Below are 20,090 nucleotides of genomic sequence, written 5' to 3' on the forward strand. Positions count from 1 at the left end.
ACCGCAATGAAACTTCTGGCGCGGGCGACGGACCTGACGCGCGCTAGCGATTGTCGGCCTCGTCCTGGCTGGGCAGGTCGCGCCGGGTGGCGGCGTCTTCCTCGTCCTGATGCTCGGTGCGCGCGCGGGCGGCGTCGGTCGCTTCGGCGGCATCGGCGCGCAGGGATCTCGGCGCATCCTCCAACCGCGGCGCGGCGGGCTCGGCCGGCAGGTCGCGCATCGGCGGGGCGCGGCGCAGGTTCAGCGGCGGGGCGCTGCCGTCCTTTTCCTGACCCATGTAGAGCGTCATGTGCGGGAAGGGGATCTCGACCCCGGCTTCGTCCAGCACTTCCTTGATGACCTCGTTATAGGCGCGCCCGACGCTCCACTGGGTGCCCGGCAGCGTCTTGATCCGGCCGCGCACCACCACGGCGGAATCGCCCAGTTCGGAAACGCCGTGGATCTCGAAATCGCCGATGATGTTGGCGCCGTGATCGGTTTCCTTGAGGATGTCGAAGGCCTTTTTCATCAGCTCCTTCACCTCGCTGATGTTCTCGCGGTAGGCGACGCCGACATTGGCGACGTGATAGCTGAAGCCCTTCATGAAGTTCGACACCATGTCGACCGAGCTGAACGGGATCAGGTGGTAGGTGCCATCCAGATCGCGCAGCCCGACCGAGCGGATGGTCAGCTTCTCGACCACGCCGGTGGTGCCGCCGGCGGTCACCACGTCGCCCTCGTTCATCGCGTTCTCGACCTGGATGAAGGCGCCGGTGATGATGTCCTGCACCAGCTTCTGCGCGCCGAAGCCGATGGCGAGGCCCAGCACACCGGCGCCGGCCAGCAGTGGCGCGATGTTCACGCCCAGTTGCGACAGGGCCAGCATCGCCGCCATGATGATCAGCGCGATGGTCAGGGCGTTGCGGAAGAGCGCCAGCAGCGTGCGTTCGCGCGCCGTCGGCACGCGCCCCACATCGGGGTTGAGCCGGTATTCGATGAACGAGGTCATCCCCAGCCAGGCCCCCAGCGCCAGAAGCAGGACCAGCGCCGCCGAGACGAGCCGGCCGGTGACTTCGCGGCCGACCCCGGTCGCCGCCCAGCCGAAGAAGTCCATGATCTGCCAGGCCTGCGCCACGGCCAGTAGCACGCCGAGGAAGACCAGCAGCCGCAGCACCTTCAGGATCGTCGGGACAAACGCGTTCAGGCGATCCTCCAGCAGGGGCAGGGTCTGGCGCACGTCCGCGGGCAGACGCATGCCGCCGGTGATCGCGCGGCTGATGATCGCCATGACCAGAAAGCCCAGAACGATGGCGATGGCCGATTGCAGCGTGGCCATCAGCACGAAGGGCAGCGCGTCCTCGGGGCGGGCCATCCAGATGAAGAACAGCGCGAAGAGATAGGCGATCGCCAGCCAGTGCCAGAAGCCGGCGAACACCGCCTCGATCCGGCCGATGAGATCGTCGGGGTCGCGTTCGTTGCGCGCCCGCAGCGCGCGCGCGACCGGGTCGCGGTTCTGCAGCACGATCAGGGTGGCGATCAGCAGCGCGGTCAGCACGATCAGCAGTGTGACGCCCTGGCCGACGGCAAACGAAATCGCGGCATTGATGATCGGCACCACAAGCAGGATGCCGTAGCCCAGAAGTCCGACAAGGCGCGCCGACCAGAAATACCAGTAGGCCGCGGTCTCGTCGGACATGGGTGCAAAGCGCAGGCGGTTGAAATTCGGCGCGAAGACACCGCGCAGCGCCACCTTGACCAGTTCCACCAGCAGAAAGGCGTTCAGGAACAGGCTCTGGCGGAAATCCATCGAGCCGGCATCGCCATACCACAGCGCAAAGGCATAGCCGCCGCCCCAGGCCAGCACGATGATCAGCGCGTCGATCACGCTGGAGCCGGCGATCAGCAGGCTGGTAAGGATCCAGCGCCCGTTGCCGGCGCCGCGCGCCATTTTCGCATAGATGCGCGAACCGACCGCGCGCAGGACGAAGAACAGCGACAGCGTCACCGCCCCTACCAGCAGCAGCGACACGGCGGTCTGGCTGATCTCGGACCAGTTGATCGGCGTGGCGCCGGTGAACGCCGAGAGGACCGTGCCCGTCGCGCCGCCCAGTTCGCCCAGGAACGCCGTCGCCTGCTCGGCGATGGACCGGGTCTGCTCGGCGATCTCCCGGGCGAGCGACATCTGCGTGTCGGCGGCGGGCGCGGTTTCCGCGGCGGCCTCGGACGGGGCGGCGTCGGTCGCGGCGGCGGCTTCCAGCTGGCGGATCAGCGCCTCGCGCGCCTCGGGATCGCGCAGGATCTCGACAAGCTGCGCGGCGGCGTCGGTATCGGCTGGGGTTGCGGCTGGATCGGCGGGGAAGATCGATTGCGCCGCGGCGGGCAGCGCGAGCAGCAGCCAGAGGGTGAAAATCCGCAAAAACGTCAACAATCCGCTCCCAATCTTCAAGGCTGCCCGTACCTAACCGCTTTGGCCGAAAGGGGCAATTCCGCCGCCCCCGCACTATTTGTATGGCAAGCGCCGCGGGTTTCCAGTGGTTTGCTGACGGTCCGACCGGTCGCTGCCCGCCACGGCGGCGGCGTCCTGCAACCGCTTCGGCCGCGCGAGCCCGGGCTACGATGCAACAGAAAAGGGCGGCCGAAGCCGCCCTTTCGAAGCCGTTTCCGCACCGGTCAGAGCGTACGCTCGACCGTCTCGCGCTCGAAGATCTCGATCACGTCGCCGGGACGGATGTCCTCGTAGTTCTCGAAGGCCATGCCGCATTCCTGGCCCGAGATGACTTCCTTCACCTCGTCCTTGAAGCGCTTGAGGGTCTTCAGCGTGCCTTCGTGGACCACCACGTTGTCGCGCAGAAGCCGCACGCCGGCCGAACGCCGCGCGATCCCTTCGGTGACCAGGCACCCCGCGACCTTGCCGACACCAGAGACCTTGAAGACCTCCTTGATCGACGCGTAGCCGATGAAGCGCTCGCGCACCTCGTCCTTGAGGAGCCCCGAGGCCGCCGCCTTGATGTCGTCGATCAGGTCGTAGATGATCGAATAGTAGCGGATCTCGACGCCCTTTTGCTGGGCGGCGGTGCGAGCGGTGGCGTTGGCGCGGACGTTGAAGCCGATGATCGGCGCGCCCGAGGCTTCGGCCAGGCCCACGTCCGAATCGGTGATCGCGCCGACGCCGTAGTGCAGCACGCGCACGCGCACCTCTTCGTTGCCGACCTTTTCCAGCGCCTGGACGATTGCCTCGGCTGAGCCCTGCACGTCGGCCTTGATCAGGACCGGCAGTTCGGCCACGTCCTTGTCGGCCTTGGCCCGCGCCATCAGCTGTTCCAGCGTCGTCGCGGCGCCGGCCGCGGCGCGCTTGTCCTTCGCCGCCTCGTGGCGATAGTCGGCGATCTCGCGCGCCTGACCCTCGGTCTCGACGACGTTCAGCACGTCGCCGGCCTCGGGCGTGCCGTTCAGGCCCAGCACCTCGACCGGGACTGAGGGGCCGGCTTCGTCGACACGCTCGCCATGGTCGTCGATCAGGGCGCGCACCTTGCCCCACTGCTCGCCGACGACGAAGATGTCGCCCTTGCGCAGCGTGCCGTGCTGGACCAGCACGGTCGCCACCGGACCCCGGCCGACATCCAGCTTGGCCTCGATCACCGCGCCCATCGCGGCGCGTTCGGGGTTGGCCTTCAACTCCAGGATCTCGGCCTGCAGCGCGATCGCCTCCAGAAGCTGATCCAGCCCCTTGCCGGTGATCGCCGAGACCTCGACATCCTGCACCTCGCCGGACATCGCCTCGACCACCACCTCGTGCTGCAGCAATTCGGTGCGCACGCGGTTGGGATCGGCGTCGGGCTTGTCGCACTTGTTGATCGCCACGATCATCGGGACGCCCGCGGCCTTGGCGTGGTTGATCGCCTCGATCGTCTGCGGCATGACCGAATCGTCCGCGGCGACGACCAGCACGACGATGTCGGTGACCTGCGCGCCACGGGCGCGCATGCTGGTGAAGGCGGCGTGCCCCGGCGTGTCGAGGAAGGTCAGCACCGCGCCCGATTCCGTCGTCACCTGATAGGCGCCGATGTGCTGGGTGATGCCGCCGGCTTCACCGGCCACCACGTTCGCCTGCCGGATCTTGTCCAGAAGCGAGGTCTTGCCGTGGTCGACATGGCCCATGATCGTGATGATCGGCGAGCGCGGCTGCAGATCCTCGGGGCTGTCGTTGACCGCGTCGATCACCTGTTCGACATCGGCGTCCGACACGCGCACCGCCTTGTGGCCGAATTCCTCGATCACAAGCTCGGCGGTGTCGGCGTCGATCGGCTGGTTCTGGGCGACCATCATGCCCATCTTCATCAGCATCTTGACGACATCGGCGGACCGCTCGGCCATGCGGTTGGCCAGTTCCTGCACGACGATCGTGTCGGGCAGCTGCACTTCGCGCACCTGTTTCTCGGCGCGAATGCCCTGGCCCAGCGCCTTGGCGCGGGCCTTTTCCTGCTTGCGCTTCATCGCCGCCAGGCTGCGCTGCCGGCCGCCTTCGCCGTCCAGCGCCGCCGACAGGGTCAGCTTGCCGGCGCGCCGGCCGCCATCCTCGCGCGCCTTGCCGCGCGAATCGCGGTCCTCGCGCTCGCGTTCGGACTTGCGCACCGGGGTCGATCGCGGCGCGGCGCGCTCGGCCGGCTTTTCGGCCGGGCGTGGCGCGGCGGCGGCGGCGGGTTCCGCCGGGGGCGCCGCGGCTTCGGCGGCGCGGCGGGCGTCGTCGTCGGCCTTGGCTTTCAGCGCGGCCTCGCGCTCGCGTTCCTCGCGCTCGCGGGTCTCGGCCTCGGCGCGGCGGCGTTCGCGGTCTTCCTCGCGCTGACGCTCTTCCTCGGCGCGGCTCACGGCCTCTTCGGCTTCGCGGGCCCGGCCGGCGCGCACGGCGGCGAGCCGGCGCTCCATCTCGGCATCCGAGATTCCGGCGGGACGGCGGCTCGGGCCATCCTTCTTCGATGTCCCCGCCGATGACGGGGAGGCGCTGGAGCCGGTCGCGGCCGGTGCCGCGCCGGGTTTCGGCACGACCACGCGCCGCCGCTTGGTTTCAACCACCACAGACTTCGTGCGGCCGTGGCTGAAGCTCTGCTTCACCTGGCCGGGGCGGGCGCCCTTCAGGCCGAGGGGTTTCTTGTCGTCGGTATCGCTCATGCGTCCTGTCTATCCTCTCCGGCGTCCTGATCGCCGATCTGCCCGCGCAGACGTGCGAGCCTTGCCGCTTCCTCTACTACACGCCCGCATAGACCGCCAGCAGCCAGCGCGGCGTGTATCACATTCTCGCGCCCGAAGGCCATGCCCAATTCCCGCCCGGAAAGGCAGGTAACGTGGCTTTCAGACCCTGCCGGCGGGCGCAGCTTCGTGCGCCCCCGCGTCGATCCGTCGGCGGCCTGCAACAGCGCCGCCGCGTCGCCGCGCACCAGCCATTCGCGCGCCTTCTCGTAGCCCGCGACCGCCGCGCCGGCCTTGCGCGCCAGCGCGATGGTCTCGACCAGACGGCGCACCAGCGCGGCCTCGACCTGGTCGGCCAGATCCGGCGGCGCGGTCACCGGTGCGCGCGCGGCGCGGGCGAACAGGCGCTTCTTCACCGCCGTCTCGAGCGCGGCGCGATCCGCCGTTACCCAGATGCCGCGACCGGGCAGCTTGCCCGCCAGATCCGGCACCACCGTCCTGTCGGGGCCGACCACGAAGCGGATCAGCCCGCCGGTCGAGCCGCGGTCGCCCGAGACGATACAGCGCCGCTCGGGGTCGTCGCGGTCCTTCGTTCGTCCGCCGCGCGTCATGGCCTGCGCGCTCCCGGCGCCGCTCAGGCGCGCTCCGCCTCCTGGGCGAGCTCGTCTTCCACGCCCTCGCCGTCATCCTCGGTTGCCGCCGGTTCCAGCTCGGCCGGGTCGACCCAGCCGAGCATCACGCGCGCGGTCATGATCATGTGCTGCGCTTCCTCCAGGCTGACGCCCAGCGGTTCCAGCACGCCATCGTCCTTGACGCGCTGGCCGTTGGCGGTCGTCCAGCCGCCGGCCAGTTCCCAGTCGGCGCAGGTGGCGAAGTCTTCCAGCGACTTGACGTCGTCCTTGGCCAGCGCCTCGAGCATTTGCGGCGTCAGGCCCTCGAACTCGATCAGGCTTTCCTCGACGCCCATCGCGCGGGCGTTCTCCAGCGCGGCGATGTTGATCGCTTCCAGCTTGTCGCGGGCGCGCGCCTGCAACTCCTGCGCGGTATCCTCGTCGAAACCGTCGATCGACAAGAGCTCGTCCAGCTCGACATAGGCGACTTCCTCCATGTCGGCGAAGCCTTCGGCGACCAGAAGCTGCGCCATCATCTCGTCGACGTCGAGTTCGTCCATGAACATCTGCGTGCGCTGGGTGAACTCGGCCTGCCGGCGGGCCGATTCCTCGGTCTCGGTCAGGATGTCGATGTCGAGGCCGGTCAGCTGGCTGGCCAGGCGCACGTTCTGCCCGCGCCGCCCGATGGCGAGGCTCAGCTGTTCGTCGGGGACCACGACCTCGATCCTGCCGGCATCCTCGTCGATGACGACCTTGGAGACCTCGGCGGGCTGCAGCGCGTTCACCAGGAACGTCGCCTGGTCCTCGTTCCACGGGATGATGTCGATCTTCTCGCCCTGCAGCTCGTTGACCACGGCCTGGACGCGGCTGCCGCGCATGCCGACGCAGGCGCCGACCGGGTCGATCGAGCTGTCGTAGCTGATCACGCCGATCTTGGCGCGGCTGCCCGGATCGCGCGCCACCGCCTTGATCTCGATGATGCCGTCGTAGATCTCGGGCACTTCCATCTTGAAGAGTTCCGCCATGAACTGCGGGTCGGTGCGCGACAGGAAGACCTGCGGGCCGCGCGCCTCGCGCCGGACGTCCTTGATGAAGCAGCGGATGCGGTCGTTCGGGCGGTAGCTTTCGCGGCCGATCTTCTCGTTGCGGCGCAGGATGCCCTCGCCGCGGCCGATATCGACGATGATGTTGCCGTATTCCTCGCGGCGCACGACGCCGTTGATGATCGTGCCGGCGCGGTCCTTGAACTCGTCGTACTGGCGGTCACGCTCGGCCTCGCGGACCTTCTGCAGGATCACCTGCTTGGCCGACTGCGCGGCGATGCGGCCCAGATCCACCGGCGGGACGGCCTCGTGATACTCGTCGCCGACCTGCGGCGCGCCGGCCTCGGCGGGGTCGATCCGCCGGCCGTCGCGCAGCCAGAACTCGTCGCGCCCGGGCTTGGCGGCCACGAAATAGGGGCGGGCCTGATCGGCGGTCAGTTCGGCGTGGTAGTTTTCCAGCTCCTCGTCGGCGACGACGCTGCGCACGCGGGTGAAGTTCGCGCGGCCGGTCTTGCGGTCGATCGCCACGCGGATGTCCATGTCGGCGCCGTAGCGCGACTTCGCCGCCCGGGCGAGGCTTTCCTCCATCGCCTGCACGACCAGCTCGGGGTCGATCATCTTTTCGCGCGCGACGGCCTCGGCGGTCTGCAGCAGCTCAAGCTGGTTGGCACTGGTGATGGCCATGTGTCTCACTCCTCCTCGGAAGCGGTGTCGGTTTCGATCTCGTCAAAATCGGCGTCGTTGATGGTGCCCGCGGCCTTGCGGGTGCGCAGGGTCTCGGCGATCAGCTCGTCGGTCAGCACGAGCTTGGCATCCGACAGCCAGTCGAACTTCAGGCCGATGGTGACGGGCTCGCCGTCCTGGTCGATCTCGATCAGGACCTCGTCGCCCTCGGTGCCGGCCAGCAGGCCCTTGAAGCGCCGACGCCCGTCGATCAGCTCGGTCGTCTCGAGCTTGGCCTCGTAGCCCTCCCACGCCTCGAAGTCCTTCAGCCGCGTCAGCGGCCGGTCGATGCCGGGGCTCGACACTTCCAGCACATAGGCGTCCTCGATCGGGTCCTCGACATCCAGCACCGCCGACACGACGGTCGAGATCTCGGCGCATTCGTCGACCTCGATCCCGCCGTCGGGGCGGTCGGCCATGATCTGCAGGATGCGGGTCTTGCCCGCCATCAGCCGCAGGCGCACCAGCTCGAACCCCATCGCCTCGACCGCGGGGGCGACGATGCCCGCCAGCCGGCGGTCCAGCGCGGTATGGGCCACAAGGTCGGTGACGGTGTCGGATTCGCCCATCGCGAACCTCCAGAAATAAAAAAACGGGCCAAGCGGCCCGTGCATCTGTCCGGTGGAGCCTGCCGGTTTGGACCCGGTCTGCGCCGCTGTTGGGAGGCATATAGGCCCGCCGAAGCGCGAACGCAAGTGCTTTTCAATCGAGATCGAGATGCCCTTGCCGGCGCCGCAGCCCGTCCATGGTCCGCACCAGTTCGGCGGTGATCCCGGGCTCGGACAGGGCATGCCCGGCCATCGGCACCATGCGCAACTCGCTTTCCGGCCAGGCCCGGTGCAGCGCCCAGGCGGTGCCGGGGGGGCAGATCATGTCCAGCCGCCCCTGCACGATCGTCCCCGCGACGCCGTTCATGCGCCCCGTCTCGGCCAGAAGCTGGCCGTCGTAGTCCAGAAAGCAGCGGTTGCGGAAATAATGGTTCTCCAGCCGGGCGAAGGCGCGGGCGTAGTCGACCGGCGTCTCGCCGACCTGGCGCGTCTCGACGGTGGCCAGCGCGTTTTCCCATTCCGCCCAGAGCCGCGCATAGCGCGTCTCGGTGGCGAAGACCCCGGAAAAGAGGCGCGCGTGATAGGCTTCGATCAGGTTGTCGCGCTCGTCCTCGGGGATCGGATCGGTGAAGCGCGCCCAAAGCTCGGGGTGAAAGCGGCCCGCGCCGCCGCCGTAGAACCAGGTCAACTCGGCCACCGTGCCCAGGAAGACGCCGCGCAGCACCAGATACGCGGCCCGCGACGGGTGCGTCTGCGCGTAAGCCAGCGCCAGCGTCGCGCCCCAGCTGCCACCGAAAACGATCCAGCGGTCGATCTCCAGCGCGCGGCGGATTTGCTCGATATCGGCGACCAGATGCTGGGTGGTATTGGCGTCGACGCAGGCATGCGGGCGCGACCGGCCGCAGCCGCGCTGATCGAACAGCACCACGCGGTAGTGCTTGGGGTCGAAGAAGCGCCGCATCATCGGGCTGGTGCCGCCGCCGGGGCCGCCGTGCAGAATCACGACCGGAACGCCGTCCGCGCGCCCGCATTCCTCGACATAGACCTCGTGCCCGTCGCCCACGTCCAGCATGCGCCGCGCGTAGGGCTCGCTCGGCGGGTAGAGGAACGCGGCCGCGCTCTTTTGTTCTGGGGACTTGTCCATGAGGCGGACTATATACCGGTCCAGGCCCCCGCACCACGGGGGCAAGACGCGAATCGCCGACCGGAGGCCACCCATGAGCACCAGCACCATCGACCCCGCCGAGATCGCCAAGTTCGAGGCCATGGCCGCCGAATGGTGGGACCCCGAGGGCAAGTTCAAGCCTCTGCACATGCTCAACCCGTGCCGGCTGGACTACATCACCGGCCAGATCGCCGCCGAGTTCGACCGCGACCTGACCGCCGACCGCCCCTTCGCCGGCCTGCGCCTGCTGGACATCGGCTGCGGCGGCGGGCTTCTGGCCGAGCCGATGGCACGGCTGGGCGCCGAGGTCGTGGGCGCCGACGCCGCCGCGCGCAACATTCCCGTCGCGCAACTCCATGCCGAACAGTCGGGCCTGGCCATCGACTACCGCCACACCACGGCCGAGGACATGGCCGCCGCCGGCGAGCAGTTCGACGTGGTGCTGAACATGGAGGTGGTCGAGCATGTCGCCGACCCGCTGGCCTACCTGACCGCCTGCCGGGACCTGCTGAAACCCGGCGGGCTGATGATCACCTCGACCCTCAACCGCAACGCCAAAAGCTACGTGATGGCGATCATCGGCGCCGAACACGTCATGCGCTGGCTGCCGAAGGGCACGCACGAATGGTCGAAGTTCATCACCCCGGACGAGCTTTACGACCTCCTGCGCCAGGCCGGGCTGGACCCCGTGGACCGCAAGGGCATGGTCTTCAACCCGCTCGGCTGGTCCTGGTCGCTCTCGGCCCGCGATCTCTCGGTCAACTACGTCACCGCGAGCATCCGGCGCGCCCCATCCCCGGCGACCTGAGCGCACGGCTTTTCGGTTGCCGGTTCGTCCATTCGGTGCGACGCTTGCCGTTCAACGGTGTCGTCGTAGCCAGTCCCACGACCATCTGAAGGGGAAACGACATGACCGGCCTTGTCCTGCTCACCGGCGCCTCGGGTTTCATCGCCAAGCATATCGCGCAGCGGTTGCTTGCCGCTGGTTGGCGTGTGCGGGCCACCGTGCGCAATCCCAAGCGGATCGAGGAGGTGCGCGCGGCCCTGGCCCCGCATCTTGCCCCCGATGTCTTGGATCAGGGGCTCGACTTCGTCGAACTGGACATGACAAGCGACGCCAACTGGGACCGCGCCCTTGCCGGGGTCGACGCGCTGCTGCACACCGCCTCGCCCTTCCCGATCACCGAGCCCGAGCATGAGGACGAACTGATCCGCCCGGCCGTCGATGGCACGCTCCGCGCCCTGCGCGCGGCGCGCGCCGCGGGCGTCGGGCGGGTGATCCTGACCTCCTCGATCGCCGCGATCATGCACCGCGATCTGCCCGATGGGCGCGCCACCTACGACGACAGCGACTGGACCGACCCCGACCATCCCCGCGCCAGCGCCTACGACCGCTCCAAGATGCTGGCGGAACGGGCAGCCTGGGATTTCGCCAGAGACGAAGCGCCCGGCATCGCACTCACCACGGTCAACCCGGGGCTCGTCTTCGGCCCGCTGATGGACGACCGCTACGGCAGTTCGGTCTCGCTCGTGCGGCGATTGCTGTCCGGCAAGGACCCGATGCAGCCGAACTTCGCCATCCCGGTCGTCGATGTCCGCGACGTGGCCGAGATGCACCTGCGCGCGCTCCAACGCCCCGAGACTGCAGGCCACCGCTTCATCGCCAGCGCCGGGACGATGAGTTTTCCCGAGATGGCGCAAGTCCTGAAGGCCGCCCACCCCGACCGGCGGATCGCCACGCGCACCGCCCCCAATCTCGTCATGCGGCTCCTGGCGCTCTGGGACCGCGAGGCGCGCACGATCCTGCCTGCCCTTGGCTGGGTGCCGCAGCTTTCGGCCGCGCGCGCCGCGCGCGAGATGGACATGCAGTTCATCCCCGCCGCCGACGCCCTGCGCGCCACCGCCGAGGACCTGATCCGCCGGAAGCTGGTCTAAGTCCGGCGGCGCGCCGCCGCCGATGCGGCTTGAACCCGCCCCGGCGGGCGACGATAGTCCGTCCCGAAAAGGGGAGGACCCACATGGCCGACACTATCGTCTACCGCGCGCAGAAGATCATCACGATGGACCCCAACCGCCCCGACGCCACGCATGTGATGGTGCGCGAAGGCCGCATCCTCGCCGTCGGCGGGGACGAGGTTGCGGACCTCTGGGGCGGCGCGCCGGTGGACGACCGCTACGCCGACAAGGTCCTGATGCCCGGCCTGATCGAGGCGCATGCCCATGTCAGCGCCGGCGGCGTCTGGCGCTACATCTATTGCGGTCACTACACCCGCACCGACCCGCAGGGCCGCCCCTGGCCCGGCGTGACCGAGGTCGAGGCGCTGGTCGCCCGCCTGCGCGAAGCGGCAAAGGACCTGCCTGCCGGCGTGCCGGTGATCGGCTGGGGCTTCGATCCGGCGCGGCTTTCGGGCGCGCTCGACCGGCAGGTGCTGGACAGGGTGGCGGACGACCGGCCCGTCGTGGTGCTGCATTCCAACTTCCACCTGATGAACACCAACACCGCCGCCCTCGCCGCTGTCGGCATGGACAAGGGGTCGAACATTCCCGGCGTCATGCGCGGCGCCGATGGCAAACCCTCGGGCGAGTTGCAGGAATTCGCCGCGATGGGTCCGGTGATGGACCATGTCGGGCTGACCTTCGCCACGCTGGGCGACGCGTCCGGCCTGCGGGCCTATGGCGCGGTGGCGCGCAATTGCGGCGTCACCACCGTCGCCGATCTGCTCTCGGACCTCGACACCGACGAGGTGGCGATGCTGCGCCGCGTCACCGCCGAGGATGACTTTCCCGTCCGCTACGTGCCGATGATGAACGCCATGCGCGACGCGCCGGGCCGCGAGGCCGAGCGCGCCCGCGACCTGCGCGCGCTATCCACCGACCGGCTGCGGCTGGGCGGCGCGAAACTCTTCACCGACGGCGCGATCCAGGGCTGGACGGCGCAACTGAACGCGCCCGGCTACTATACTGGCACCGACCACGGCCTGTGGAACATGGAGGTCGCGGATTTCCGCCACGCCGTCGCCACCCTGCACGCCGCCGGCGTCAAGGTGCATGTCCATACCAACGGCGACGCCGCCTCGGAACTCGCCATCGAGGCCTTTGCCGAGGCGCATCTGAAAACCGCCGACGCCGACCACCGGCACGTGCTGGAACATGTCCAGCTTGCCGACCGCGCGCAGTTCCTGCGCATGCGCAAGCTGGGCCTTTGCGTCAATGTCTTCGCCAACCACCTATACTACTTCGGCGACACGCACTGGGGCCGCACCCTCGGCCCCGACCGCGCCGCGCGGATGGACGCCTGCCGCGACGCGGCCGAGGTCTATGCCGGCGATTTCGCCATCCATTCCGACGCGCCGGTGACGCCTATGTCGCCCCTCTTCACCGCCTGGTGCGCCGTCAACCGTCGGACCGAGGGCGGGCGGGTTCTGGGCGACAGCCAGCAGATCCCGGTCGCGACCGCGCTGCGCTGCATCACCATGGGTGCTGCGCATGTGCTCAAGCTCGACCACGAGGTCGGCTCCATCGCCACCGGCAAGCGCGCGGATTTCTGCGTCCTCGACGCCGACCCCCTGCAGGCCGACCCCGCCCACCTGCACGAGGTGCCCGTCGCCGGCACCGTCATGGGCGGCCGGCATTTCGACATCTGACGGGGCGGCGGCGCCGGATCGGGCAAGCCCTCAGCGCGGCCTCTTCCGGCACTCAAAAAATCCTTTCCAAAAGGTTAGGATTTTTCGCCTTTTCACATCATATCAACGACTTGGGTAAGGTGTGCAACTTGCACACCCCGGCAAAACTGCCGAAATCCGCGCCCGCCTCAGGGCCGGCGCAGCCGCCCCATGTCGATCTCGACCTGTTCCGACAGGCTCTCCAGGCTGTCATGCAGCAGTTGCAGCAGGTAGGCCGGGTTGTGGACATACCCGCCCGGGTCCTTCTTCGCGACCTGATAGTTGTAGGCCGCCTGCAGCAGGCGCGGCGTCCAGTTCTGGTAGCGGTTGGGAAAGATCGCATCCTCGGCCGCAATCTCGCCCGCGCCCGCGGGATCGTTGAAGTAATAGGGGAAACGGCCAGGGAAATAGACGATGGGCGCGCCCGCCACCTCGGCAGCATAGACGCGGATCGCGTCGTAAAGCTGGCCCTGCAGCCCCATGACCTCGGCATGGATACCGCCCGCAATGTCGCCGTCGCCGTCGAAGTCAGTATGTCGCGTGCGGATCGCGCGAATGTCCTCGACCCCGCGATGACAGCTCAGGCAGCCGTCGACCTCGACCTGCGTCGAATGCGGGTCGTGGCAGGCCACGCAGGTATCGGCGCCCGGCACATGCCGGAACCGCCCGGCATAGTCGCGCCCCGGATACTGGAACCCGCCGCGCACGTCGGACCCGTGCATCACCGCCGCGGCCACGCCGTAATGGATGTTCAGGAACGACAGGTCCCCGGATACCGCGTCGGGGTCGATCCCCTCGACCGCCTGCAGCACCTGATCGGTCGATTGCCGCCCCTGGTGGCAGACCGAGCAGACCGCGTTCGCGCCCAGACCCGCAACCTCCACGCCCGAGGGGAAGCTGACCGCGTCCAGCGCATGCGCCGCCGAAGTGTGGCACGAGGCGCAGCCGATGGGCGAGTTGATCGCGCCCGGATGCTCCACCACCCCCGGCGCGCTGCCATCGGCGCCCAGCCAGGCCACGAAGGACGGCTCGGAATGGCAATGCGCGCAGGCGACCGGCACCTCGCCTTCCTCGTTCCAGTAGGTGAAGGACAGCGATCCGTAGTCGCCATGCGGCGAGGCCAGCCAGCGCTCGACCAGTTCGGTCAGGCCGGTCAGTTCCTCGGCCAGCGCCGCCGGCGCCGGCATCAGACCCAGGGCGAGTGCCAGGGCCAGGCGGAGCTTCGTTCGGAACATGGACCTTCTGCCTCCCTCGGTTGCATCCAAGCCGCAGACCCGCATGCTGCGCGATCTGGACACCTGAAACCTTGATCCTGATCATGGCGCCGGGTCAGAATGCCGCCAAGCCTGTGCCCAACGCAACAGCAAGAAGTCCCGATGCCGGAATCCCCCAAGAAGCCCCCCATGCCCGCAACCCCGCGCCTGCCCGGTCCAGCGCTGGCCGTGATCTACGTCGCCTTCTGCGCGCTGCCGCTGGTGCTGGCCCTTATGCCGCGCGTCGCCCCACTGGCGGGCTGGGAACGGGCGGGTGCGGCGCTGGGGCTGCTGGGGTTGGCGGCGATCGCGGTGCAGTTCGTGACCTCCGGCCGGTTCGAGGCTGCCTCGGGCCGGCTGGGCATCGACAAGATCATGGCGTTTCACAAGATCGCCGCCTGGTGGGTGCTGCTGGCGCTGATCCTGCACCCGCTCCTCTACGTGCTGCCCACCTGGCTGGACGATCCCGCGCGCGGCCAGGCGCGGCTGACCGCGTACCTGACGCTGCCGCATTACCGCAGCGGCGTCGTCGCGCTGGCGGCGCTGGCGCTTCTGGTCCTGACGTCGGCGCTGCGCGAACGGCTGCCGGTCCGCTACGAGGTTTGGCGCGCCAGTCACATCGTCTTTGGCGTCACCGCCGCCGCGGCCGGGCTGCACCATGCGCTGACGACGGGGCGGTTCAGCGCGCTGGGGCCGGTGCCGGCGCTCTGGTGGGCGGTCGGCGCGGCGCTGCTGGCGGTGGTTGGCACGCTCTACGGCTGGCGCTGGTGGCGGCTGCACGCGCGCCCCTGGCGGCTGAAATCGGTCGAAAAGCTGGCGGACCGGATGTGGGAGCTGGACATCCAGCCGCAGGCGAAGACACCGCAACTGCCCTACCACGCCGGCCAGTTCGTCTGGATGACCGAGGGCGAGCGGCGCTTCCCGCTGTTCGATCACCCGTTTTCCATCGCCGATTCGCCGCGCCGGCCGGGGTTGAGCCTGATCATCAAGGAAGCCGGCGACTTCACCGACCGGATCGGCGCACTGCCCCCCGGCACGCCCATCGGCATCGACGGCCCCTATGGCGAATTCGCGCTGGAGGATCATCCCTGCGACGCGGTCCTGCTGATCGCCGGCGGGGTGGGGATCGCGCCGATCATAGGGCTCGTGCGCGACATGGTCGCGCGCGGCGAGCGACGGCCGGTGCGGCTTGCCTATGCCGCCGGGCAACCCGAGAACTTCGCCTGCCTGCCCGAGATCGCCGCCGCCGAGGCGCAGCTTGACCTGAAGGTGATGCTGCTGAGCGAGGAGGACGGCGCGGACTGGACGGGCGAGGTCGGGCGGCTGGATCACGACCGGCTGCGGCGGCTGCTGGAGGGACTCGATCCGGCGCGGACGGTGGCGTTGATGTGCGGCCCCGGCGGAATGGTGACGGCGGTGTCGGACGCGCTGCTGGACGTGGGCCTGCCGATGTCGAACGTCATCTACGAACGCTTCGACTACGCCGGCGGCGCGGCCTCGCGCCAGGACCGGCGGCGCAGCTTGGCCTTTGCCGGCATCGGCGCCGGGCTGGCCTTAGTGGCCGGGCTTTTCGCGCTGACCTGAGCCCGGCGCGGCCGGTGCGCAAATTTGCGCACTCCGGCAAACGTTTGAAAAACGACAGGAATCCGCCGGCGTTAACCGCAATGAAACTTTCGCGCGCGGCCGCTCAGCCGGGCAGCAGGACCGGGCGGCGGTCGCCGGCGGCGAAGCGGCGCAGGACCGCGGGATAGAGGATATGCTCCTGCTTCAGGACGCGCGCGGCGAGGGTCTCGGGCGTGTCGCCGGGCAGGATCGGCACCCGCGCCTGGCCCAGGATCGGCCCGTCGTCCAGTTCCGGCGTCACGACATGTACGCTGCAGCCGGCCTCGGTATCGCCCGCCGCCAGCGCGCGGGCGTGGGTGTGCAGGCGCGGATATTTCGGCAGAAGCGAGGGGTGGATGTTCAGCATTCGCCCCTCGAACCGTTTTACAAAACCCGCGGTCAGCACCCGCATGAACCCCGCCAGCGCGATGATGTCGGGCCGCGCCGCCGCCAGATGCGGGGCGAGCGCGGCCTCGAAGGCCGCACGGTCGCCGCCGAAGGGGCGGTGGTCGACGGCCACGGTCGGGATGCCCAGTTCCGCTGCGCGCGCCAGACCGCCGGCTTCGGGGTCGTTCGACAGCACCAGGCAGGGCCGCGCGGGGTGATCGCCGGTCATGCTGCGCACCAGCGCCAGCATGTTCGACCCGCCGCCCGAGATGAAGATGGCGACGCGTTTGCTCACAGATCGCCCGTGTAGCGCACGCCCGTTCCCGGTGCGACGCGGCCGATATCGTGGACCGTCTCGCCGGCGTCGCGCAGCAGACCGGCCAGCGCCTCGGCCCGGTCCGGCGCCGCCACCAGCACCATGCCGATCCCGCAGTTGAAGGTCTTCAGCATCTCGTCGGTCATCAGCCCGCCCTGCGCGCGCAGCCAGCCGAAGGCGACGGGCAGCGGCCAGGCGCCCAGGTCGACCTCGGCACCCAGCCCCTCGGGCAGGATGCGCGGCAGGTTCTCGGTCAGCCCGCCGCCGGTGATATGCGCCAGCCCCCGCACGCCGCCGGCGCGGATCGCGGCCAGCGCGGGCTTCACGTATAGCCGCGTCGGCGCCAGGAAGGCCGCGCCCAGCGTGCCGTCGCCAAAGGGGCAGGGGTCGTCCCAGCGCAGGCCCGCCCGGTCGACCACCGCGCGCACCAGCGAATAGCCGTTCGAATGTACCCCGCTGGACGCCAGCCCCAGCAGCACGTCGCCCGCGGCCACGTCGCGGGGCAGATCGCGCCGGCGTTCCATCGCGCCCACGGCAAAGCCCGCCAGGTCGAAATCGCCCGCGGCGTACATGCCCGGCATCTCGGCCGTCTCGCCGCCGATCAGCGCGCAGCCCGAGGCCGCGCAGCCCTCGGCGATGCCCTCGATGATGCGCGCGGCGGCGTCCACCTCCAGCTTGCCGGTGGCGAAATAGTCCAGGAAAAACAGCGGCTCCGCCCCCTGGCAGACCAGGTCGTTGACGCACATCGCCACCAGGTCGACGCCGATCGTGTCCAGATTGCCGGTGTCGATGGCGATGCGCAGCTTGGTGCCGACCCCGTCGGTCGCGGCGACCAGCACCGGGTCGGAATAGCCCGCCGCCTTCAGATCGAAGAGTGCTCCAAACCCGCCCAGCCCGGCCATCGTGCCCGGCCGCGCGGTGCGCTTGGCCGCGGGCTTGATCCGCTCGACCAGTGCATTGCCGGCGTCGATATCGACCCCGGCCGCGGCATAGCTGATCCCGCCCTTGCCTTCATCCCCGCGCTGGCTCATCGCCCCGGCCTCCTTGCCGATTTCAGGCGAGGCCATAGCCCAAGCCCGCGGCCCCGGCAACCGCCCGGTTGCCAGCCAACGCCCGCGCCGCGCGGATCAGCCGGCGGGAACCGACAACCCCTTTTCCTTCGCCAGCACCCGCATCCGGGTCTGCAGCTTCTCGAAGGCGCGCACCTCGATCTGGCGAATGCGCTCGCGGCTGACGCCGTATTTCTCGCTCAACTCCTCCAGCGTCACCGGCGGCTCGGCCAGCTTGCGCTCGGTCAGGATGTCGCGCTCGCGCTCGTTGAGGACATCCATCGCCTCCATCAGCAGGCCGTGGCGGGTCTGGAACTCGTCGCGCTCGGCGTAATCCTTGGCCTGGTCGGCGTGCTCGTCCTCCAGCCAGTCCTGCCAACTGCCCGAACCCTCCTCGCCGCCGATGGTGATGTTGAGCGAGGCGTCCGACCCGGCGAGCCGGCGGTTCATCGACACGACCTCGTCCTCGGTGACCGACAGGTCGGTGGCCAGTTGCTTCACGTTCTCGGGGCGCAGGTCGCCCTCCTCGATCGCGCCGATCCGGGCCTTGGCCTTGCGCAGGTTGAAGAAAAGCTTCTTCTGCGCCGATGTCGTGCCCAGCTTGACCATCGACCAGGACCGCAGGATGTATTCCTGGATCGAGGCGCGGATCCACCACATCGCGTAGGTCGCCAGACGGAACCCCTTTTCGGGATCGAAGCGCTTGACCGCCTGCATCAGGCCGACATTGGCCTCCGAGATCACCTCGGCCTGCGGCAGACCGTAGCCGCGGTAGCCCATGGCGATCTTGGCGGCCAGGCGCAGGTGGCTGGTGACCAACTGGTGCGCGGCGTCGGTGTCCTGGTGGTCCACCCAGCGCTTGGCCAGCATGTACTCCTCCTCGGGCTCCAGCATGGGAAAGCGCCGGATTTCCTGCAGGTAGCGGTTCAGCCCCTGTTCGGGCGAGGGGGCCGGAAGATTGGCATAGTCACTCATCACGTTCCCTTTCCGTCGGGCGCAGCGCCGGGCCGGCCGATATAGCCAGAGCGTCCTTCAAAGGCAACGCGCAGGGCCCTTTCATGGATAATGAACGCGCCGGCGGCGTCGTTCCATCGCCGCGGTGGGCGGATTTCAGGGAATTCACGCAGGTTTGTGCGCCGCCGCATCCCGCAGCGCGGCCAGAAGGCCGGCCATGTCGCCGGGCAGGGGGCTTTCGAAGAGCAGCGCCTGCCCGCTGACCGGATGCGCGAAACCCAGCGTCGCCGCGTGCAGCGCCTGCCGCGGAAAGGCCGCGACGGCGGCGGCGGCGGCCTCGGGCAGCGCACCCTTCGCCAGGCGCCGCGCCCGCCCGTAGACCGCGTCGCCGACCAGCCCGTGGCCGACATGCGCCAGATGCACGCGGATCTGATGCGTGCGCCCGGTCTCCAGCCAGCATTCGAGCAGCGCCAGTTGCGGCGGTGCCCCGAAGCTCTCGACCACCCGCGCCCGGGTCACTGCGTGACGGCCGCGGTCGAAGAAGACCGCCTGCCGCTGCCGGTCGTGGCGGTGGCGGTCCAGCCGCGTCTCGATGCGCAGGATGCCGGCACCCTCGAAGGCGACGCCGCGCAGCCCGCGCAGGCGCGGATCGGCGGCATCCGGCAGGCCCTGGGCCAGTGCCAGATAGCGCCGGGTCGCGCTATGCGCCTCGAACTGCGCGGCAAGCCCGTGATGCGCGCGATCGGATTTCGCCACCACCAGCAGGCCCGTCGTGTCCTTGTCGATGCGGTGCACGATGCCCGGCCGCTTCTCGCCGCCGATGCCGGAGAGGCGGTCGCCGCAATGATGCAGCAGCGCGTTGACCAGCGTGCCGCTGGCCGCGCCCGGGGCCGGGTGGACGACCATGCCGGCGGGCTTGTCGATGACGATCAGGTCGTCGTCCTCGAACACCACCTCCAGCGCGATCGCCTCGGGGCGGGTGTCGACCTCGGCGGCGGGGGCCAGCGCGATCTCGACCCGGTCGCCCGCCGCGACCTTGGCGCGCGGGTCGGTCAGCGCCAGGCCGTCCCGGCTGACCGCGCCCTCGGCGATCAGCCGCATCAGGCGCGAGCGCGACAGCGCCGCCGCCTCTGGCACATCGCGGGCCAGCGCCTTATCCAGACGGGCGGGCGGGTCGTCGCCGATGACCACGCGCAAAACGGAAAGGTCGCCTGTCATGTCCGAGCCATCCGATAACGGTACGCCGCCCGAGGTTCGCTTCCTCAAGCGGCTGGTGACCACGTTGACCGTGGTGATGATCGCGGGACTTGTAACCATCGTCACGCTGCTTGTCATCCGCCTGGGCAGCCCGCCCGCGCCGCTGCCGACCCTGCCGGCGAACATCGCCCTGCCCGAGGGCGCCCGCGCCGCCGCCGTGACGCTGGCGCGCGACTGGGTGGTGGTGGTGACCGAGGCGGGCGAGATCCTGCTCTACGACCGCGCCGCCGGTGGCGCGCCCGCCCAGCGCCTCACCCCCGACTGACCCGCCCGTGACATGCCGCTGACGGCGCGTGACGGGGTGACGGAAGGTCTCCCGCCCCTCGTCAGGCTGTGCGCTCCGCGCACGAACCTTCC

At 69.5% G+C, this 20,090-nt stretch carries 16 protein-coding genes; 5 read left to right on the forward strand and 11 right to left on the reverse strand.

Going from position 1 to position 20,090, the window contains the following annotated elements; translation table 11 throughout:
* Positions 1-43: 43 nt before the first annotated feature.
* The 6 genes from IM708_RS15800 to pip form a co-directional block, all read right to left on the reverse strand.
* On the reverse strand, positions 44-2,404 hold the full coding sequence (locus tag IM708_RS15800) for a mechanosensitive ion channel domain-containing protein (RefSeq protein WP_209427548.1): 2,361 nt from the start codon (positions 2,402-2,404) through the stop codon (positions 44-46).
* Between the two features lie 245 nt (positions 2,405-2,649).
* Positions 2,650-5,145, reverse strand: coding sequence for a translation initiation factor IF-2 (gene infB / locus IM708_RS15805; protein ID WP_209427549.1), 2,496 nt, complete (start codon positions 5,143-5,145; stop codon positions 2,650-2,652).
* Positions 5,142-5,774, reverse strand: coding sequence for an RNA-binding protein (locus IM708_RS15810; RefSeq protein WP_209427550.1), 633 nt, complete (start codon positions 5,772-5,774; stop codon positions 5,142-5,144). Before IM708_RS15810 ends, infB begins: the two co-directional genes overlap by 4 nt.
* 23 nt (positions 5,775-5,797) lie before the next feature.
* Positions 5,798-7,501, reverse strand: coding sequence for a transcription termination factor NusA (gene nusA, locus IM708_RS15815; protein ID WP_209427551.1), 1,704 nt, complete (start codon positions 7,499-7,501; stop codon positions 5,798-5,800).
* A gap of 5 nt (positions 7,502-7,506) precedes the next feature.
* Complete coding sequence (rimP, locus tag IM708_RS15820) at positions 7,507-8,109, reverse strand: ribosome maturation factor RimP (RefSeq protein WP_209427552.1); 603 nt, start codon at positions 8,107-8,109, stop codon at positions 7,507-7,509.
* Positions 8,110-8,242: 133 nt separating this feature from the next.
* Entirely contained in the window at positions 8,243-9,232 is a 990-nt protein-coding gene (gene pip, locus IM708_RS15825) for a prolyl aminopeptidase (RefSeq protein ID WP_209427553.1), read from the reverse strand.
* A 73-nt stretch (positions 9,233-9,305) separates the two neighbouring features.
* Between pip and ubiG the strand changes: the two genes are divergently transcribed.
* From ubiG to IM708_RS15840, 3 genes are all read left to right on the forward strand, one after another.
* Positions 9,306-10,061 (forward strand): bifunctional 2-polyprenyl-6-hydroxyphenol methylase/3-demethylubiquinol 3-O-methyltransferase UbiG, encoded by a 756-nt coding sequence (gene ubiG, locus IM708_RS15830; RefSeq protein WP_209427554.1) that lies wholly within the window; start codon positions 9,306-9,308, stop codon positions 10,059-10,061.
* A gap of 101 nt (positions 10,062-10,162) precedes the next feature.
* On the forward strand, positions 10,163-11,188 hold the full coding sequence (locus IM708_RS15835; RefSeq protein ID WP_209427555.1) for an aldehyde reductase: 1,026 nt from the start codon (positions 10,163-10,165) through the stop codon (positions 11,186-11,188).
* Positions 11,189-11,271: 83 nt separating this feature from the next.
* Positions 11,272-12,897, forward strand: coding sequence for an amidohydrolase (locus IM708_RS15840; protein WP_209427556.1), 1,626 nt, complete (start codon positions 11,272-11,274; stop codon positions 12,895-12,897).
* A gap of 167 nt (positions 12,898-13,064) precedes the next feature.
* On the opposite strand, the gene IM708_RS15845 is transcribed toward IM708_RS15840, so the two are convergent.
* Positions 13,065-14,150, reverse strand: a complete 1,086-nt coding sequence (locus tag IM708_RS15845; protein ID WP_209427557.1) for a polyheme membrane-associated cytochrome C — start codon at positions 14,148-14,150, stop codon at positions 13,065-13,067.
* A gap of 168 nt (positions 14,151-14,318) precedes the next feature.
* Here IM708_RS15845 and IM708_RS15850 point away from each other — a divergent pair, with 168 nt between their 5' ends.
* A complete protein-coding gene (locus tag IM708_RS15850; RefSeq protein WP_245243243.1) occupies positions 14,319-15,752 on the forward strand; it encodes a ferric reductase-like transmembrane domain-containing protein in 1,434 nt (477 codons plus the stop codon).
* A 103-nt stretch (positions 15,753-15,855) separates the two neighbouring features.
* On the opposite strand, the gene purN is transcribed toward IM708_RS15850, so the two are convergent.
* From purN to IM708_RS15870, 4 genes are all read right to left on the reverse strand, one after another.
* A complete protein-coding gene (gene purN, locus IM708_RS15855; RefSeq protein WP_209427559.1) occupies positions 15,856-16,452 on the reverse strand; it encodes a phosphoribosylglycinamide formyltransferase in 597 nt (198 codons plus the stop codon).
* Positions 16,449-17,504: a phosphoribosylformylglycinamidine cyclo-ligase gene (purM, locus tag IM708_RS15860; protein WP_209427577.1), complete on the reverse strand. Its 1,056-nt coding sequence runs from the start codon at positions 17,502-17,504 to the stop codon at positions 16,449-16,451. Before purM ends, purN begins: the two co-directional genes overlap by 4 nt.
* Before the next feature lie 96 nt (positions 17,505-17,600).
* Complete coding sequence (rpoH, locus tag IM708_RS15865; RefSeq protein ID WP_209427560.1) at positions 17,601-18,497, reverse strand: RNA polymerase sigma factor RpoH; 897 nt, start codon at positions 18,495-18,497, stop codon at positions 17,601-17,603.
* Positions 18,498-18,641: 144 nt separating this feature from the next.
* Positions 18,642-19,694 (reverse strand): RluA family pseudouridine synthase, encoded by a 1,053-nt coding sequence (locus IM708_RS15870; protein ID WP_209427561.1) that lies wholly within the window; start codon positions 19,692-19,694, stop codon positions 18,642-18,644.
* Between IM708_RS15870 and IM708_RS15875 the strand changes: the two genes are divergently transcribed.
* Positions 19,693-19,998, forward strand: a complete 306-nt coding sequence (locus IM708_RS15875; RefSeq protein ID WP_209427562.1) for a DUF6476 family protein — start codon at positions 19,693-19,695, stop codon at positions 19,996-19,998. The genes IM708_RS15870 and IM708_RS15875 overlap by 2 nt on opposite strands.
* The last annotated feature ends 92 nt before the right edge of the window (positions 19,999-20,090 follow it).

The organism is Pararhodobacter sp. SW119 (assembly GCF_017811755.1).
Classification (GTDB): Bacteria; Pseudomonadota; Alphaproteobacteria; order Rhodobacterales; family Rhodobacteraceae; genus Pararhodobacter.

What these genes read in the sequence shown, in the direction of transcription:
- infB (WP_209427549.1), bottom strand. Translation starts at nt 5,145, where the DNA reads ATGAGCGATACCGACGACAAGAAACCCCTCGGCCTGAAGGGCGCCCGC.
- IM708_RS15810 (WP_209427550.1), bottom strand. Translation starts at nt 5,774, where the DNA reads ATGACGCGCGGCGGACGAACGAAGGACCGCGACGACCCCGAGCGGCGC.
- nusA (WP_209427551.1), bottom strand. Translation starts at nt 7,501, where the DNA reads ATGGCCATCACCAGTGCCAACCAGCTTGAGCTGCTGCAGACCGCCGAG.
- rimP (WP_209427552.1), bottom strand. Translation starts at nt 8,109, where the DNA reads ATGGGCGAATCCGACACCGTCACCGACCTTGTGGCCCATACCGCGCTG.
- pip (WP_209427553.1), bottom strand. Translation starts at nt 9,232, where the DNA reads ATGGACAAGTCCCCAGAACAAAAGAGCGCGGCCGCGTTCCTCTACCCG.
- ubiG (WP_209427554.1), top strand. Translation starts at nt 9,306, where the DNA reads ATGAGCACCAGCACCATCGACCCCGCCGAGATCGCCAAGTTCGAGGCC.
- IM708_RS15835 (WP_209427555.1), top strand. Translation starts at nt 10,163, where the DNA reads ATGACCGGCCTTGTCCTGCTCACCGGCGCCTCGGGTTTCATCGCCAAG.
- IM708_RS15840 (WP_209427556.1), top strand. Translation starts at nt 11,272, where the DNA reads ATGGCCGACACTATCGTCTACCGCGCGCAGAAGATCATCACGATGGAC.
- IM708_RS15845 (WP_209427557.1), bottom strand. Translation starts at nt 14,150, where the DNA reads ATGTTCCGAACGAAGCTCCGCCTGGCCCTGGCACTCGCCCTGGGTCTG.
- IM708_RS15850 (WP_245243243.1), top strand. Translation starts at nt 14,319, where the DNA reads ATGCCCGCAACCCCGCGCCTGCCCGGTCCAGCGCTGGCCGTGATCTAC.
- purM (WP_209427577.1), bottom strand. Translation starts at nt 17,504, where the DNA reads ATGAGCCAGCGCGGGGATGAAGGCAAGGGCGGGATCAGCTATGCCGCG.
- rpoH (WP_209427560.1), bottom strand. Translation starts at nt 18,497, where the DNA reads ATGAGTGACTATGCCAATCTTCCGGCCCCCTCGCCCGAACAGGGGCTG.
- IM708_RS15875 (WP_209427562.1), top strand. Translation starts at nt 19,693, where the DNA reads ATGTCCGAGCCATCCGATAACGGTACGCCGCCCGAGGTTCGCTTCCTC.
- IM708_RS15870 (WP_209427561.1), bottom strand. Translation starts at nt 19,694, where the DNA reads ATGACAGGCGACCTTTCCGTTTTGCGCGTGGTCATCGGCGACGACCCG.